Below are 14,999 nucleotides of genomic sequence, written 5' to 3' on the forward strand. Positions count from 1 at the left end.
GCGCCGTCGCGGGCGCCGCGCCGTGGTTGCCTGGCGGCATGTGGCTCGGAATCCTCACCCCCGGCGCGCACCCGTGCCGCCCCGTCCCGGCGCCCGGCGTGGCGACGCTCTACTGCTGGAACGACATCGCGCGGATGAGGATCGACGGACCCGCCGACGATGTCGCCGGCGGCCTGCGGACGCTGCGCCGCGCGCTCCAGATGCGCGGCCAGACCGCGTACGACGCCCGCTGCTTCGTCTGCGGGGCGCCGTACGAGGTCCCGGATCCGGTGCTCGGCCGGGCCCAGGCCGTCGACTGGGAGCCATCGACGGACGTGGACGGAGAGGACCCCGACCCGCTGGACCTCGCCACGCCCCCGTCCCGGTTCGTCCTCGCCCACCTCGAGGACCACGCCGCACCCGTGCCCGACGAGGAGGTGCTGCTGGTGGTGCCGGGCTCCGGTATCGCCACGCTCGTCCCGCTCGTCGCGGTCTCGCGGATGCTCGACATCCTGGGTGTGGTGCTCGCCGACATCCCGCACGAGCGCTGCTGGAACTGCGAGGCGGTGGCGCCCGCCGGTCCTCGTGCCGACCAGGCCGCTGCCACCAGGCCGGGCCGGCGCGGCCGGGGCCCGGGCCGGGTGCGCCGGCGCGCCGCGTAGGGGGCGGGCGGGCCGTAGGCTTGGCGGGATGCTCGTCCTTCGCCGTGGCACCGTCGTCGAAGCCGGTCCTGCGGACCGCGCCGAGCAGGACATCGTGGTGGAGATCGACGGCCGGCGCCGGGCGGCCATCGCGGAGATCGCCCTGCACGGGGCCTGCTCGGTCGGCGACGACGTGGTCGTCAACGCCCAGGCGGTGGACCTCCGTCTCGGGTCGGGCGGGTTCGACGTCCTGCACGTCAACCTCACCCGCGGACTCGACGGGCGCGGGACCGCCGACGCCCACGTCATGAAGCTCAACTACACGTCCCTGCAGCACGCCGTCCTGCCGGTGGAGGGGGAGGACCTTCGTGCGCCGCTGGACCGGCCCGTCGGCGTGTTCGGGCTGCACGGGCAGCTCGCGCCCCTCGCCTGGGCGTTCGCCCAGGAGCGTCCGGCGGCCCGCCTCGGATACGTGCAGACCGGGGGAGGCGCCCTACCGGGCGGGCACTCCCGCGTCGTGGCCGACCTCCGCTCGCGCGGGCTCCTGGCCGGGCACCTCACGGCCGCACCCGCCTACGGGGGTGAGGGCGAGGCCATCACGACCGCCGGCGCCGTGCAGCACGGCCTGACCGAGCTCGGGTGGGACGCCGCGGTGTGCGGGCCCGGCCCGGGCATCCTGGGGTCGGGCAGTGCGCTGGGGCACGGGGGGCTCATCGCGATGGAGAGCGCCCACACCGCGCTCGCGCTCGGGTGTCCGGTGGTGCTCTGCGCCAGGATGAGCTCGGGAGACCCCCGACCACGCCACCGGGGGCTCAGCCACCACACCAGCACCGTCCTGCGCCTGCTGCTCGCCCCGGTGGACGTCGCGCTCCCGTCCGGGTTGGAGTCGGGTGCCGAACCCGACGTACCGAGCCCGCTGACGGTCGTGCAGGACACCGGTCACCAGCCGCACGAGCTGCCAGCCGATCTCCCCGGGTACCGCGCGACCGGGCTGCCCGCCAGGACCATGGGGCGGTCGATCGACGAGGATCCGCCGTTCTTCGCGGCCGCCCTGGTGTGCGGGACGCGACTTGCGGAAAGGGTGGGGGCATGAGCGAGCGCGACTTCGAGCACGTGGGCGGCGACGTCGTCTACGACGGCCGGATCGTGCAGGTCCGCGCCGACCGCTTCCGCTACCCCGACGGCGAGGTGGTGGACCGCGAGGTCATCCGGCATCCGGGCGCGGTGGCGATCCTCGCCGTTGACGACGAGCACGTCCACCTCGTGCTCCAGCCCCGCGAGGCCGTCGCGGACCCGGACGTGCTCGAGGTACCGGCCGGACGCCTCGACAAGCCCGGTGAACCGCTGCAGGACTGCGCCGAGCGCGAGCTCGCCGAGGAGATCGGCAAGGCGGCCGACCACTGGGAGCTGATCCGCTCGTTCTACGCGGCCGTCGGCGTCCTGGGCGAGACCGTCCACCTCTTCTTCGCCACCGGCCTGCGCGACGTGCCCTTCGCCGACTCCGGTGAGAACGAGCGGATCGAGCTCGTGCACTGGCCGCTGGACGATCTCGAGGGGGCGCTCGCCGCCACGCGGGACGCCAAGACCATCATCGCCCTCCAGTGGCTGATCGACCGGCGGCGACGCTGACGCGGCGCCCGTAGCGAACGGGGCCTCCGGCCGCGGTCCCTGCACGCGATCGTGCGGCACGCAGCGGTCCTTGCACCGGCGAGGACCCACGGACCGCGGGTGGAACACCGAGAGCGACATGGCTCTCGCACCCGCCCCGCCCGCCGACCGCCAGTTCGAGCACCACGTGCTCGACTTCCTCGCCTACCTGGAGTTCGAGCGCGGGCTCTCCCGCAACACGCTCGAGGCGTATCGCAGCGACCTGCTGCAGCTCGGCGCCTACCTCCAGCGCGTCGGCGTCGGGGTGCTGGAGGCCCAGCACCAGCAGCTCTCCGGGGTCCTCCAGGACCTCGCGGCCGGCTCACCCGGTCGACCGCCGGTGGCAGCGGCCACGCTGCAGCGCAAGGCGGCCTGCCTGCGCTCGTTCTACCGGCACCTCCGTCGCGAGAACCTGCTGGACGGGGACCCGACCGCCGACCTCCGCGCGCCGAAGAAGTCCCAGAAGCTCCCGCAGGTCCTCAGCCGCGACGAGATCGCCGCGCTGCTGGCGGCCCCGGTCGGCGACGAGCCGGGCGCGGTACGCGACCGCGCGCTGCTCGAGCTCATGTACGCCTGCGGCCTTCGCGCCTCGGAGGCCGTGGCGCTGGAGGTGCGCGACGTCGACCTCGACGCCGGGGTGCTGCGGGCCCGCGGCAAGGGGAACAAGGAGCGCCTGGTCCCGATCGGCCGGGAAGCCGTGCAGGCGGCGCGCGTCTACCTCGCCCGGTCCCGCCCCGTCCTGGTCGGACTCGCCGACGAGCCACACCTGTTCGTCAACCAGCGCGGGCAGGGCCTGACCCGGCAGGGCCTCTACAAGATCGTGCAGCGCCACGCCCGCAGCGCGGGACTGCAGGGACGGATGAGCCCGCACACGCTGCGTCACACCTTCGCCACCCACCTCCTGGCGGGCGGCTGCGACCTGCGCGCCCTGCAGGAGATGCTCGGGCACGCGGACATCGCCACCACCCAGATCTACACGCACCTGTCCGCCGAGCGTCTGCGGGACGTCTACTTCCGGGCGCATCCCCGCGCGTCGACCGCGTCCCCGGTGGCCTGAGGTCCGGTCGCGGGGCGCGTCCGTCAGAATCGGGCGGGATGCCTGCCCGCCGCCGTCGACCGTTGCCCCTCCTGCTGGCCGCCCTCGCGCTCGCCGCGGCGGCGCCCGGCTGCGGCAACGAGCGAGCGCCGGTTCCGGAGACCCCGCTGCCCGGCGTCCGGCTGGGTGACAACCCGCTCGACGATCCCAAGGCGGGGTACTCGCTGATCGCCCCGGCGGGCTGGACCGTGACCAGCGGCCAGCCACCCGAGGTCACCACGATCGCCAGCGGCGCCGCGATCGTCTCGCTGCTGCGGTACCCGCGCACCGAGACGCTCCCGCGCACGAAGGCCGAGCTGGACCGCGCGATGGCGGACCTGATCGCCGCTGCCAAGGCGCGGGACCCGTCCTTCACCGTGATCCGCTCCGCGCGAACCCGCGTCGACGGGAAGCCCGCCGTCGAGATCCGCGCCACCGAGACGATCGCGGGCGTGCCGCGGACCGTCCGATCGGCGCACGTCTACGCGCACGGGGCCGAGTTCGTCGTCGACATGTACGCGCCGAACGACGACTTCCGTCGCATCGACGCGCTCTACTTCAGGCCGCTCCTGCGGTCGCTCGAGCTCCGGGCGCCGACGGCGTGAGCGGTGGCGCTCAGCGAGCCCGCCGGGCGTTCGTCGTGGTCATGGACGCGTGCGGCGCGGGCGCGACCGAGGATGCGGAGGCGTACGGCGACGGCGACGCCGACACCTTGGCGCACCTTGCGCAGGCCGTGGGAGGTCTCGACCTCCCGGCGCTGGGCGCGCTGGGGCTGGGGAACGTCCGGGACCTGCTCGGCGTTCCGCCGACCCTGCGCCCGGGAGCGGTCCACGGTCGCCTGCACCCGCTCGGTCCTGGGAAGGACTCCACGACCGGTCACTGGGAGCTGTTCGGCGTGGTGGCCTCGGGGCCGCTGCCGACCTACCCGAGCGGCTTCCCGCCGGCCGTGCTCGCCAAGATCGAGGTGGCGGCGGGTCGGCGCTGCTGCTGCAACGCGCCGTACGAGGGCATCGCCGCCCTCGAGGATCACGGACCCCACCATCTCCGGACGGGGGAGCTGATCCTCTACACCTCGGTGGACTCGGTGCTGCAGATCGCGGCGCACGTGGACGTCGTCCCGGAGGCGACGCTGCACGAGATCTGCGCGCGCGTCCGCGCGGTGATGGTCGGGCCCGACGCCGTCGGCCGCGTGATCGCCCGGCCGTTCGAGGGGGTGCCCGGGACGTTCCGCAGGACGGCCGGTCGCCTGGACCTCGCGGTCGACCCGCCGACGCCCAGCCACGTGGACGCGATCCAGGACGCCGGTGTCCCGACGCACGCCGTCGGGAAGGTCGCGGACCTGTTCGCCCGTCGCGGGTTCGATCACGTGCACCCGGGGGCCACGAACGCGGTCGCGCTGGAGCGGACCGGGGCGCTGGTGCGGGACCTCGACCACGGCCTCGTCGTCACGAACCTCGTCGAGACCGACCAGACCTACGGGCATCGCAAGGACGTCGAGGGGTTCGCCCAGGCGCTGCGCCACATCGACGCTGCCGTGGCCGACTGGCTCGGGCTGCTGCGTGCCGGGGACCTCCTCGTCCTGACCGCCGACCACGGCTGCGATCCGACGACCCCGGGCACCGACCACACGCGCGAGTACGCACCGCTGCTGGCCGTGTTCGAGGGTCACGGGGGGCGTCGGCACGACGGCCCGCTGGCCGACGTGGGGGCGACCGCCGTGTCCTGGCTCGGTCTCGACCCGGCTCCGGGGCTCCCGGGCCGGTCGTTCGCCGGCGACCCCGACCGCTCCGCGGCCTGAACCCGTGCCGGAGCTCCCGGAGGTCGAGACGATCCGGCGCGGCCTGGTGCCGTTCGTCGAGGGCCGCACGCTCGAGACGCTCGAGATCCTGGATCCGCGCTGGTGCCGCCCGTGGGCACCGTCGGAGGTGGTCGACGCGCTCGTCGGGCGTCGCCTGGAGCGGCTCGACCGTCGCGGCAAGTACCTCATCTGGTCCTTCTCGCAGGAGATGCACCTGCTCGTGCACCTGCGGATGACCGGCACGCTGCTCGTCGACGCCGATCCGTCGGAGCGGTATCAGCGGGTGCGGCTGGGCTTCGACGGTGGCCACGCACTGCTGTTCTGTGACCCGCGGCGTTTCGGCACCGGGGAGCTCGCGCTCGGGGACACCGCGCTCGAGGCCTTCCTCGGCGCGCGCCTCGGTCCCGAGCCGCTCGACGACGCGTTCGACGGGGCGGTGCTCCGGGCACAGGCCCGCGGTCGCCGTGCCCCGGTCAAGCCGTTCCTGCTCGATCAGCGTCGTGTCGCGGGGGTGGGGAACATCTACGCCGACGAGGCCCTGCACCGGGCCGGGGTGCATCCGCTGCGGCCCGTCGACCGGATCACCGCGGCCCAGTGGGACGCCATCGCGGCGGCGATCGTGGAGGCGCTGAGCGCCGGCCTCGCGGCGGGAGGCGCGACGATCGACGACTTCCGCAACGTCGAAGGCGTGTACGGCGGCTTCCAGCACGACTTCCTGGTGCACCTGCGACGCGGTGAGCCGTGCCGCACGTGCGGCACCGAGATCGTGAAGCTCGTCGTCGGGGGGCGCGGCACGTACGTGTGCGAGCGTTGCCAGCCGCGTCCGCGCGTCCGGCGAGGCGTAGGATCCCGGCGGTGAGCGAGCGTGCTGCCCTGGTCTTCCCCTATGCGGTCGCGGCGATCCTGCCGCTCGTCGGGCTGATCTTCGCGATCGTCCGGCTCACCGAGAAGCGGACCTACGACGCCGGTCTGCTGCTGGCCTGCAGCGTGCTCGGAAGCGTGATCTACGCCGTGCTGCTGGGCTGAGGGCCCGTGGCTAGGCCGCCTCGGCGAGCAGTTGCGCCAGCTGGCCGCTGCGCTCGGCGCGGACCGTCTCCTCGAACCCGCCGACCACGGTGTCACCGATCAGGACCTGCGGGAAGCTCATGCGGCCGGTCTTCTCGATGAGCGCCGTGCGTCCCTCCGGGTCACGTGCGAGATTGATCTCGTCGAACGTGAGGCCGCGCTTGTCGAGGAGTCGCTTGACCTGGACGCAGTACGCGCAGGCGTTGGTGGTGTAGACGGTGATCGAAGCCATAACTTCAGAAAGTATAGCGGGTGCCCCACGCGGGTTCCGCACCCCGGGCTGAGCGATGGCCGGACCGGTCAAGACCGAGGCGATCGTCCTGCGCTCGATCCGCTACGGAGAGGCGGACCGGATCCTGCACCTGTTCACGCCGGGGCGCGGACGCGTCGGTGCGATCGCCAAGGGCGTGCGGCGCGCACGCAGCCGCTTCGGTGGCCGGCTCGAGCCGTTCGGGCGCGTCGACCTCGTCCTCCACGAGGGGCGCAGCGACCTGCTCACGGTCACGGGAGCCCAGTCGCTCGAGGCGCACCGACGTCTGCGGGAGGATGCCGCGGCCCTCGATGCCGCCGCACGGGCCTGTGACGCCGTGGCCCGCCTGTTCGACACGCCCGACCCGAACCCCGCGGTCTACAACCTCCTGTGTCACGAGCTCGCGCTGCTGGACCGGGGGGCCGGACCGGACGCGGTGACCCCGTCGGCCGCGACCCACGCCAACCAACTGGCGTTCCGCCTGAAGCTGCTGGTCGCGGGCGGCCTGGCCCCGCACCTCGCCGCCTGTGCCTCGTGCGGCGACGCCGACCATCTGACGGGCTTCAGCGGCGCGGCCGGCGGTGTCGTCTGCGCCAGCTGCGAGGCCGGAGCGTTCCCCCTCGACGAGGCCGCGCACGCCTTCCTGACGGCGGCGCTCGGCCGGACGCTCGCCGACGCGCCCTCGGCGTCGCCTCGCGCGCTGCAGCAGGCCGAACGGGCGATCGTGGACACCGTCGAGCATCACGCTCACGTCCATCTCCGGCCGGCGACGGCTGGACTAGGATCGCGAGCGTGAGCACGCCAGCCGCGAGGACTCCCGACTCCGAGACCCTCTGGGTCCAGGACTTCGCGGACGGGTCGCGTGAGCAGCGCGACCTGCTCGGCGGCAAGGGGGCGAACGTCGCGGAGATGACGCGGGTCCTCGGGCCGGCACTCGTTCCCGCCGGCTTCACGATCACGACGGCCGCCTGCGTCGCCTACATGGAGTCCGGCGGGACGCTTCCCGACGGTCTGCACGAGCAGACGATCTCCGCCCTCGGCAGGCTCGAGGCTGCGACCGGGAAGACCCTCGGTGACCCGGAGGACCCGTTGCTCGTGTCGGTGCGGTCAGGCGCCCGGGAGTCGATGCCGGGCATGCTCGACACGGTGCTGAACCTGGGGCTCACCGACCGGTCCGTGGAGGGGCTCGCCGCGCGGACGCAGAACCCGCGCTTCGCCTGGGACTCCTACCGGCGCTTCGTGCAGATGTACGCCAACGTGGTCAAGGGGGTCGCGGGGGAGGACCTCGAGCGTGCGATCGCACAGCGCAAGCAGGTGCGGGGCGTGGCGCTGGACACCGAGCTCGACACCGACGACCTCCGCGCCCTCGTGGCGACGTTCAAGGACCTGTACCGCGACGCGACGGGCGAGGCGTTCCCGCAGGACCCGCGCGTGCAGCTCGACGGCGCGATCCGCGCCGTGTTCGACTCGTGGACCGGCCACCGGGCGGTCACCTACCGGCGGCTCAACCGCATCCCGGACTCCTGGGGCACCGCGGTCAACGTCCAGCAGATGGTCTTCGGCAACAAGGGCGAGACCTCGGGTTCCGGCGTGGCCTTCAGCCGCGACGAGGTCGACGGCGCGCCGGAGCCGTCCGGGGACTTCCTCGCCAACGCGCAGGGGGAGGACGTGGTCTCCGGGGTGCGCACGCCGCGCGACATCCGCGAGCTCGCGGAGTGGCAGCCGGCGGTCCATGCGCAGCTCATGGACATCCTGCGCACGCTCGAGCGTCACTACGGCGACATGCAGGACACGGAGTTCACGGTCGAGGAAGGCCGCCTGTACATGCTGCAGACCCGGGCTGCGAAGCGGCCCGCCCAGGCCGCGGTGCGGTTCGCCGTCGACGCGGTGGCCGAGGGACTGCTCGACAAGGGCGCCGCGCTGCGCACGATCGACGCCTCGTCCCTGGACGCCCTGCTGCATCCGACGTTCGGCAACCTGGACTACGCGGTCCTGGCGCGCGGGGTCGCCGCCTCACCGGGGGCGGCGAAGGGCCACCTGGTGTTCACGGCCAAGGAGGCCGTCGCGCGCGCGTCGGACCCCGAGTACCCGCACGACCTGATCCTGGCCCGTCCGTTCACCGAGGCCGATGACGTGGCGGGGTTCCATGCGGCCAAGGGCATTCTCACCAGCGAGGGCGGCAAGGCCAGCCACGCCGCGCTCGTGGCCCGGGGCATGGGACGTCCGGCGGTGACGGGTGCGTCCGAGGTCGAGATCGATCTCGACGCCCGCACGCTGCGCGTCGGCGATGTCGTCCTGCACGACGGCGACCTCATCGCGATCAACGGGAGCACCGGCGCGGTCACCACCGACGACGTCCCGCTCGTCGAGCCCGAGGTCAGCGAGCACTTCCAGACGGTGCTGGCCTGGGCGGACGAGCTGCGGGGACTCGGGGTCCGGACCAACGCCGACACGCCGCAGGACGCGGCGCGCGCGATCTCCTTCGGGGCGGAGGGCATCGGCCTGTGTCGCACCGAGCACATGTTCCTCGGCGACCGCCAGCCGCTGATGGCCGACGTGATCCTGGCGGCGAACGATCGCGACCGCGCCGCCGCGATCGACGCGCTGCGGCCACTGCAGGAGTCGGACTTCGAGCAGATCCTGCGGACCATGGACGGACGGCCGGTGACCGTTCGGCTGCTGGACCCGCCGCTGCACGAGTTCCTCCCGCACCCGGAGGCCCTGCCGGAGCACTCGCCGGAGCGTGCGCGGGTCGAGTCGCTGCAGGAGGTCAACCCGATGCTCGGCACCCGGGGGGTCCGCCTCGGGATCCTGATGCCGGCCCTGTACGAGATGCAGGTGCGGGCGCTGTTCACCGCGGCCGCCCGCATCGACGGTCCCACGCCCCCGCGGGTCGAGGTCATGGTCCCCCTGGTCGACTACGAGCGCGAGCTCGAGCTCGTCCGCGGGCTGATCGATCGGGTGGCCCGTGAGGTGGGGATGCCGGCCGACGCCTACCTCGTCGGCACGATGATCGAGCTGCCGCGCGCCTGCTTCCTGGCGGACGAGATCGCGCACCACGCCGACTTCTTCAGCTTCGGCACGAACGACCTCACGCAGACCGGGCTCGGCTTCAGCCGCGACGACATCGAGGGCCGCATCCTGGCCCGCTACATCGACGTCGGCATCCTCGACCGCTCCCCGTTCGAGACGATCGACAGCCCGGGCATCGGCCAGATGCTGCGCATGGGGGCCTGGCTGGGCCGGTGCACGAAACCGCAGCTGAAGCTGGGCGTGTGCGGCGAGCACGGAGGCGACCCGGACTCGATCGCGTTCTTCCACGAGTCCGGCATCGACTACGTGAGCTGCTCGCCCTACCGGGTGCCGATCGCCCGCGTGGCAGCGGCGCAGGCCGCCGTCGCGGGCGCCGACGCCCGCACGTGAGCGCGGCGGCCGGCGGGATGCGCGCCCCGCGGCGCGGCGACCGCTGATCGAGGGTCCCTGCCGTGCCTCTGGCCCCGCTGGCCCGATGCACGAGATCTGCGGCGATCGGCTCAAGGGTCGGCGATGCCGGACCGACGCAGACGTCGTGGAGGCACGGGCCGACGCACGAACGACGCTCCTGCTGCTGGCCGTGGCGACGGCCGCGATGCTCGCGCTCACCCTGCTCTCGCCGCTGGGCACGGACTACGCGGCGGACACCCGTCCGGCGATCGAGGCGCTGCTGGCGGGGGACCTCGCCGCCTTCACGGCGCATCAGCCGTCGATGGGACCGCTGTCGCTGTGGCTGCGATGGCCGTTCGCGGAGATCGTGCACCTCGCGGGCGGCGGCGACCTCGCCGTGTACCGCGCCGGCGCCTTCGCGTGCCTGCTGGTTCCCGCGTTGCTCATCGCCGTCCTGGGCCGAGCCATGGCGTCGGCGGGTGCGCGCCCCGCCGCGGCCGTCCTCGCGGTGTCCCTCCTGGCCCTGAACCCGGTCACGTACCGCGCGCTGGCGCTCGGCCATCCGGAGGAGCCCCTGGCCGCGGCGCTGTGCGTCGCGGCGGTGCTCCTGGCGTGCGCCAGGCGCCATCGTGAGGCGGGCCTGGCCGTCGGTCTGGCGGTGGCCACCAAGCAGTGGGCGCTGCTCGCGGTCCTCCCGGTCGTCCTGTGTGTGCCGCGAAGGCGGGACGTGGTGGTCCGTCTGCTCCTACCGGCCGGAATCGTCACGGTGGCCGCGTACGTGCCGATGCTCCTCGCCGACCCTGCGGCGTTCATCGACGCGCTGCGTCGGCCGGTCGGTGGCCTCAGCGCGATGCGGCCCGTCAACGTGTGGCACCTGACGGTGACGGAGGCGCGGACGGTGCCGATCGGCGGGGGGGAGTTCGCACGCAGCCAACTGGTGCCGGACTGGCTCCGGACGGTCGCGCATCCCGGGGTCGCCGTGCTCGCGGTCGCGGTGTCGTCCGCCTGCTGGCGCCGGCTGGGTGCCGCCACGCTCACGGTCCGGGGCGCGCTGCTGCTGGTGGCGCTGATCCTCCTGCTGCGCTGCTGGCTCGATCCGTGGAACCACGGGTACTACCACCTGCCGATGCTGCTGGCACTGGGTGCCTACGAGGTGCTCGACCGGCGTCGTGCGCCCGTGCTCGCGGCATCGGGCGGAGCGCTGGTCTGGCTGCTCTTCGCACACCTCGCGGGTCCGTACTCCGGGGCGTTCGCGGACCTGCTGTACCTCGCCTGGGCGATCCCGCTGACCGCGTGGCTGGCGCTCGCCGTCAGGCGCGAGGCCGACGCTGCGACAATCACCGGGTGGACGCGCCGAGCACCTGGGACCCTCACACCCATCCGGGACCCGTCGCCCGCTCCTACGCGCAGCGCCGCCTAGCCTGGGAGGAGCAGAACCTCTCGCCGCTGGCCGCCCGCTCCTACCCGGCGCGTCGCGCCGTCGCGGAGGAGGACTGCGGGCTGCGCACCCCGCTGCAGCGTGACCGCGACCGGATCGTGCACAGCAAGGCGTTCCGCCGCCTGAAGCACAAGACGCAGGTGTTCGTGGCGCCCGAGGGCGACCACTACCGCACGCGGCTCACCCACACGCTGGAGGTCACCCAGATCTCGCGGACGGTCGCCCGCGCGCTCGGCCTCAACGAGGACCTGACGGAAGCGATCGGGCTGGGGCACGACCTCGGCCACCCACCGTTCGGACACATCGGCGAGGACGTCCTGGACCGCTGCCTGCAGCGGCGGTTCGGGCGGGAGTTCCGGCACTACGAGCACTCGCTGCGCGTGGTCGACGTCCTCGAGCGCGAGGGGCGCGGGCTGAACCTGACCGACGACGTCCGCGACGGCATCCGCTGTCACTCGGGCCGGGCGCCGACCCCCCGCACGCTCGAGGGGAGGATCGTCCGGCTGGTGGACCGGATCGCCTACATCAACCACGACATCGACGACGCGGTGCGCGCGGGCGTGCTCGACGAGGCGCGGCTGCCGCAGGCCCCGCTCGACGTCCTGGGCCGCACCGGGTCCGTCCGGATCGACCGGCTCGTCCACGACCTCGTCGAGCACTCCGAGCGCGGCGGCGACATCGTCCAGGGCGACGAGGCCGGGGAGGCGATGGCGGCCCTGCGCACGTTCATGTTCGACGAGGTCTACCTCGGCGCGGTCGCCCGCCGCGAGCACGAGCGGATCGAGCGCGTCCTGCAGACGCTGTTCGAGCACTACGTCGCCCTCCCGGACGGACCCCCGGACGGCGGCGGCGCCCCCGGAGCCGATCTCGCGCAGCGCGTCACCGACTATCTCGCGGGCATGACCGACCGGTACTGCATCCGCACGTTCGAGGCGCTCGCCGTCCCGGCGTCGCTGCCGCTCTAGTCTCCCACCACGCAGATGGCGAAGTACACGTCCGACAGCAAGGAGAAGGTCCGCGACGCGGTCGACATGGTCGACCTCGTCGGACAGCGCACGGAGCTCAAGAAGACCGGCGGTGCGAGCTACATGGGTCGCTGCCCGTTCCACGAGGAGCGCTCGGGCTCCTTCAGCGTCGAGGCGTCCAAGAAGGTCTACCACTGCTTCGGGTGCGGGGTCTCGGGCGACTGCTTCAGCTTCGTGCAGGAGCTCGAGGGCCTGGACTTCAAGGGCTCGATGGAGTTCCTGGCCTCCCGCTACAACGTCGAGCTCGAGCTCGAGGACGAGGACCCGGACGCCGCTCGGCGGCGCCTCGCGCGCGAACGCCTGCTCGAGCTGCTGGAGCGGACAGCGGCCTTCTACGTCCGCTACCTGTGGGAGAGCAGCGAGGCGCGGCGAGCACGGGAGTACCTGGAGCAGCGAGGGCTGGGGGAGGAGGTCCTGCGCCGGTTCCGCGTCGGCTACTCGCCCAAGGCCTGGGACAAGGTGCTCCTGGCCTCCCGCAAGGCGGGCTTCTCCAACCGCGAGTGCTACGACGCGGGTCTCGCCAAGCGCGCGCAGGGAGAGGGACGGATCTTCGACGCGTTCCGCGGGCGCGTGATGTTCCCGCTCTGCGACCGCCGCGGACGCGTGCTGGGATTCGGCGCCCGGACCCTCAGCAGCCAGGACGGTCCGAAGTACCTCAACTCCAACGACAGCGCGGTCTACCACAAGGGCCTGCATCTCTTCGGCGCGGACCTGGCGCGGAGCGCGGCGGCCAAGGCGGGGGAGGTGGTCCTGTGCGAGGGGTACACCGACGTCATCGCCCTGCACCAGGCGGGACTGACGAACACGGTGGGGCAGATGGGCACCGCCCTGACCCCCGACCAGGTCGCGGAGCTGTCCCGCCTCGCGCCGACCGTCCACATGGCGCTCGACGCGGACGAGGCCGGCCAGAAGGCGATGCTCAAGGCCGCGTCGGTGGCCCGTGGTCGTGGGGTGACGTTGCGCGTGGTGGAGCTGCCCCGGGGGAAGGACCCTGCCGATGTCGTCGCCGACGAGGAGCTCGGCGGGGCGGAGGGCATGCGTGCTCGGGTCGCGGCGTCGCTGCCGTTCGTGACGTTCCGCGTGCGACGGGCGCTCGACCTCGGCAGGCTCGACAGCGCGGAGGGCAAGGACCAGGTGATCGCCGAACTGCGCCCCGTGTTCGCCGAGCTGCCGGCCGGTGCGCTGCGGGAGGAGCTGACCCGGCTCGTCGCCGAGCGCATCGACGAGAAGCCGACGCTGGTGAGCGGCTGGCTCTCGGAGGGATCCGCGGCGGCAGCCCGCGCGCCGGTCGAGGCGCCGCGCCGCACGGCGGACGGCCCGCGACCGGCCGAGCGTCCGGGAGGCCCGCGGCGCCGCGCCTTCTCGGACACCGCCGCCGAGACCGAGCGGGCGTTCCTTGCCGCTGTCACGGCGCTTCCGCAGGCCGGCACCACCGAGCTCGAGCGGCTGGACCTCGACCTCGCCTTCACCACCGATCTGCACCGTCGGGCGGCGCGGCAGCTGCTGGCCCATCCGGGCGATCCCACGGCGGGACTCGACCCCGAGGATCACGACCTCTCGGCGCTCGCCGCGGAGCTGCAGGTCCGGGCCGCCGACATGGGCGGGTCCGGTGCCGTGCTGGAAGCGGAGGCTCGCAAGGTCGAGCTGGCGATGGTCGACCGGATGATCGCCCACGGCCGCGCGAGCGGCACGGGCGGCATCGCCGAGCTCGCCCAGCGCCGTCAGGCGCTGCAGGCCGCCCAGCACCGCGCCCTCGAACGCGCGATGGCGGAGACCGCTCGGGAGGACTGAGGCGGACACCTCCGCCGGCGGCGCGACATCGTGCTCGCCGCGCTCCGGGTGCGGCCCGGTCCGTATCCCTCACGAGCCGTGCGCCGGAGCTCCCCGGGGTGGATTCGAACCACCAAGAACTGATTAACAGTCAGTCATGTTGCCGTTACATCACCGGGGAAGGTGCTCGCGGCATCGTAGCGGCCGGGCCGCCCGATCGCTTCGAGGCATGCGCCGCCTTCGTGCCGGTCCCTCAGCTACCGTCTCGTCGATGCGGATCAGGGGGCAGGGGCGGAAGGGCATCCGCCGGGGGGGACTGGGCATGCTCACCACGGCGATCGTCCTCGGGGCGATCGTGCCTGGGGCGCACGCGGCGATCTCGATCAGCGGTCCCGCCCCGGTCGGCGAGGGGACGGCGAACGCCACGCTCACCTACACGATCGCCCGCTCCGGGTGCTTCTGCGGCGCCGCACGGGTGGTGTTCCGGACCACGGGGGGCACCGCGACCGCCGGCGCGGACTACACCGGCGAGCCCGGCGTCACGGTCGAGCTGCCGGGGAGCGTCTTCGGCACCTCGGTCGCGGTCGGCGTGCGCGTGCTCGACGACGCCCTGCACGAGGGGGCGACGAACGAGACCGTGGTCGCGGCCCTCGACAGCCCCCAGGGCGACTCCATCAGCGCCAGCGCGTCAACGGCCAAGGGCGAGATCGTCGACGACGACCCGGCGCCGAGCGTGTCGATCGCGCCGGCTCAGGCACTCGAGGGCACCGGCGCCGCCGGCAGCGTCGCGCTCCCGGTCGATCTCTCGGCCGCGAGCGGCCTGCCGGTCTCGGTCCCCTACGTCGTCGAGGCCGGCACCGCCGCGGTGCCCGAGGACGTCGACGGCAC

General features: G+C 73.5%; 15 protein-coding genes and 1 tRNA gene. 14 read left to right on the forward strand and 2 right to left on the reverse strand.

The genetic code is table 11. The annotated features are described in order from the left end of the window. The 8 genes from ABYE80_RS08040 to ABYE80_RS08075 form a co-directional block, all read left to right on the forward strand. On the forward strand, positions 1–641 hold a 641-nt coding region (locus ABYE80_RS08040), incomplete at its 5' end, for a hypothetical protein (protein ID WP_372789751.1). A gap of 28 nt (positions 642–669) precedes the next feature. Then, the gene (locus ABYE80_RS08045; RefSeq protein ID WP_372789752.1) at positions 670–1,713 is read left to right on the forward strand and encodes a DUF3866 family protein; all 1,044 of its coding nucleotides are present in this window, start codon (positions 670–672) and stop codon (positions 1,711–1,713) included. Further along, complete coding sequence (locus ABYE80_RS08050) at positions 1,710–2,249, forward strand: NUDIX domain-containing protein (protein WP_372789753.1); 540 nt, start codon at positions 1,710–1,712, stop codon at positions 2,247–2,249. Before ABYE80_RS08045 ends, ABYE80_RS08050 begins: the two co-directional genes overlap by 4 nt. A 118-nt stretch (positions 2,250–2,367) precedes the next feature. Continuing rightward, a complete protein-coding gene (gene xerD, locus ABYE80_RS08055; RefSeq protein ID WP_372789754.1) occupies positions 2,368–3,324 on the forward strand; it encodes a site-specific tyrosine recombinase XerD in 957 nt (318 codons plus the stop codon). Between the two features lie 38 nt (positions 3,325–3,362). Continuing rightward, positions 3,363–3,947: a hypothetical protein gene (locus ABYE80_RS08060; protein WP_372789755.1), complete on the forward strand. Its 585-nt coding sequence runs from the start codon at positions 3,363–3,365 to the stop codon at positions 3,945–3,947. Beyond that, positions 3,944–5,140, forward strand: coding sequence for a phosphopentomutase (locus tag ABYE80_RS08065; RefSeq protein ID WP_372789756.1), 1,197 nt, complete (start codon positions 3,944–3,946; stop codon positions 5,138–5,140). Before ABYE80_RS08060 ends, ABYE80_RS08065 begins: the two co-directional genes overlap by 4 nt. Before the next feature lie 4 nt (positions 5,141–5,144). Continuing rightward, complete coding sequence (gene mutM / locus ABYE80_RS08070; RefSeq protein WP_372789757.1) at positions 5,145–5,999, forward strand: bifunctional DNA-formamidopyrimidine glycosylase/DNA-(apurinic or apyrimidinic site) lyase; 855 nt, start codon at positions 5,145–5,147, stop codon at positions 5,997–5,999. Further along, positions 5,996–6,166 carry a hypothetical protein gene (locus ABYE80_RS08075; protein WP_372789758.1) on the forward strand — a complete coding sequence of 57 codons (171 nt, stop codon included), beginning with the start codon at positions 5,996–5,998 and terminating at the stop codon, positions 6,164–6,166. Before mutM ends, ABYE80_RS08075 begins: the two co-directional genes overlap by 4 nt. A 10-nt stretch (positions 6,167–6,176) precedes the next feature. Here the strand turns inward: ABYE80_RS08075 and ABYE80_RS08080 are convergent, their stop codons facing one another. Continuing rightward, positions 6,177–6,437, reverse strand: coding sequence for a glutaredoxin family protein (locus tag ABYE80_RS08080; protein WP_372789759.1), 261 nt, complete (start codon positions 6,435–6,437; stop codon positions 6,177–6,179). A 55-nt stretch (positions 6,438–6,492) separates the two neighbouring features. On the opposite strand from ABYE80_RS08080, the gene recO reads away from it, so the two are divergent. The 5 genes from recO (at position 6,493) to dnaG (ending at position 14,132) form a co-directional block, all read left to right on the forward strand. Further along, complete coding sequence (recO, locus tag ABYE80_RS08085) at positions 6,493–7,251, forward strand: DNA repair protein RecO (protein ID WP_372789760.1); 759 nt, start codon at positions 6,493–6,495, stop codon at positions 7,249–7,251. After that, positions 7,248–9,878 carry a pyruvate, phosphate dikinase gene (gene ppdK, locus ABYE80_RS08090; protein WP_372789761.1) on the forward strand — a complete coding sequence of 877 codons (2,631 nt, stop codon included), beginning with the start codon at positions 7,248–7,250 and terminating at the stop codon, positions 9,876–9,878. Before recO ends, ppdK begins: the two co-directional genes overlap by 4 nt. Positions 9,879–9,963: 85 nt before the next feature. Next, entirely contained in the window at positions 9,964–11,298 is a 1,335-nt protein-coding gene (locus ABYE80_RS08095; protein WP_372789762.1) for a glycosyltransferase 87 family protein, read from the forward strand. After that, complete coding sequence (locus ABYE80_RS08100; RefSeq protein WP_372789763.1) at positions 11,223–12,281, forward strand: deoxyguanosinetriphosphate triphosphohydrolase; 1,059 nt, start codon at positions 11,223–11,225, stop codon at positions 12,279–12,281. Before ABYE80_RS08095 ends, ABYE80_RS08100 begins: the two co-directional genes overlap by 76 nt. 15 nt (positions 12,282–12,296) lie before the next feature. Then, positions 12,297–14,132: a DNA primase gene (dnaG, locus tag ABYE80_RS08105; RefSeq protein ID WP_372789764.1), complete on the forward strand. Its 1,836-nt coding sequence runs from the start codon at positions 12,297–12,299 to the stop codon at positions 14,130–14,132. A gap of 89 nt (positions 14,133–14,221) precedes the next feature. On the opposite strand, the gene ABYE80_RS08110 is transcribed toward dnaG, so the two are convergent. Continuing rightward, positions 14,222–14,292 (reverse strand) — tRNA-Asn (locus ABYE80_RS08110). Positions 14,293–14,382: 90 nt separating this feature from the next. Here ABYE80_RS08110 and ABYE80_RS08115 point away from each other — a divergent pair. Then, positions 14,383–14,999, forward strand: a 617-nt coding sequence (locus tag ABYE80_RS08115; protein WP_372789765.1) for a Calx-beta domain-containing protein, incomplete at its 3' end; no start/stop codon positions are given.

The organism is Paraconexibacter sp., from assembly GCF_041602235.1.
In the GTDB taxonomy this organism is placed as follows: domain Bacteria; phylum Actinomycetota; class Thermoleophilia; order Solirubrobacterales; family Solirubrobacteraceae; genus Paraconexibacter.

Excerpts from the sequence above, each read along its gene's own strand:
- ABYE80_RS08045 (WP_372789752.1), top strand. The coding sequence starts at position 670 with ATGCTCGTCCTTCGCCGTGGCACCGTCGTCGAAGCCGGTCCTGCGGAC.
- ABYE80_RS08080 (WP_372789759.1), bottom strand. The coding sequence starts at position 6,437 with ATGGCTTCGATCACCGTCTACACCACCAACGCCTGCGCGTACTGCGTC.
- xerD (WP_372789754.1), top strand. The coding sequence starts at position 2,368 with ATGGCTCTCGCACCCGCCCCGCCCGCCGACCGCCAGTTCGAGCACCAC.
- recO (WP_372789760.1), top strand. The coding sequence starts at position 6,493 with ATGGCCGGACCGGTCAAGACCGAGGCGATCGTCCTGCGCTCGATCCGC.
- ABYE80_RS08050 (WP_372789753.1), top strand. The coding sequence starts at position 1,710 with ATGAGCGAGCGCGACTTCGAGCACGTGGGCGGCGACGTCGTCTACGAC.
- dnaG (WP_372789764.1), top strand. The coding sequence starts at position 12,297 with ATGGCGAAGTACACGTCCGACAGCAAGGAGAAGGTCCGCGACGCGGTC.
- ABYE80_RS08095 (WP_372789762.1), top strand. The coding sequence starts at position 9,964 with ATGCACGAGATCTGCGGCGATCGGCTCAAGGGTCGGCGATGCCGGACC.
- ABYE80_RS08060 (WP_372789755.1), top strand. The coding sequence starts at position 3,363 with ATGCCTGCCCGCCGCCGTCGACCGTTGCCCCTCCTGCTGGCCGCCCTC.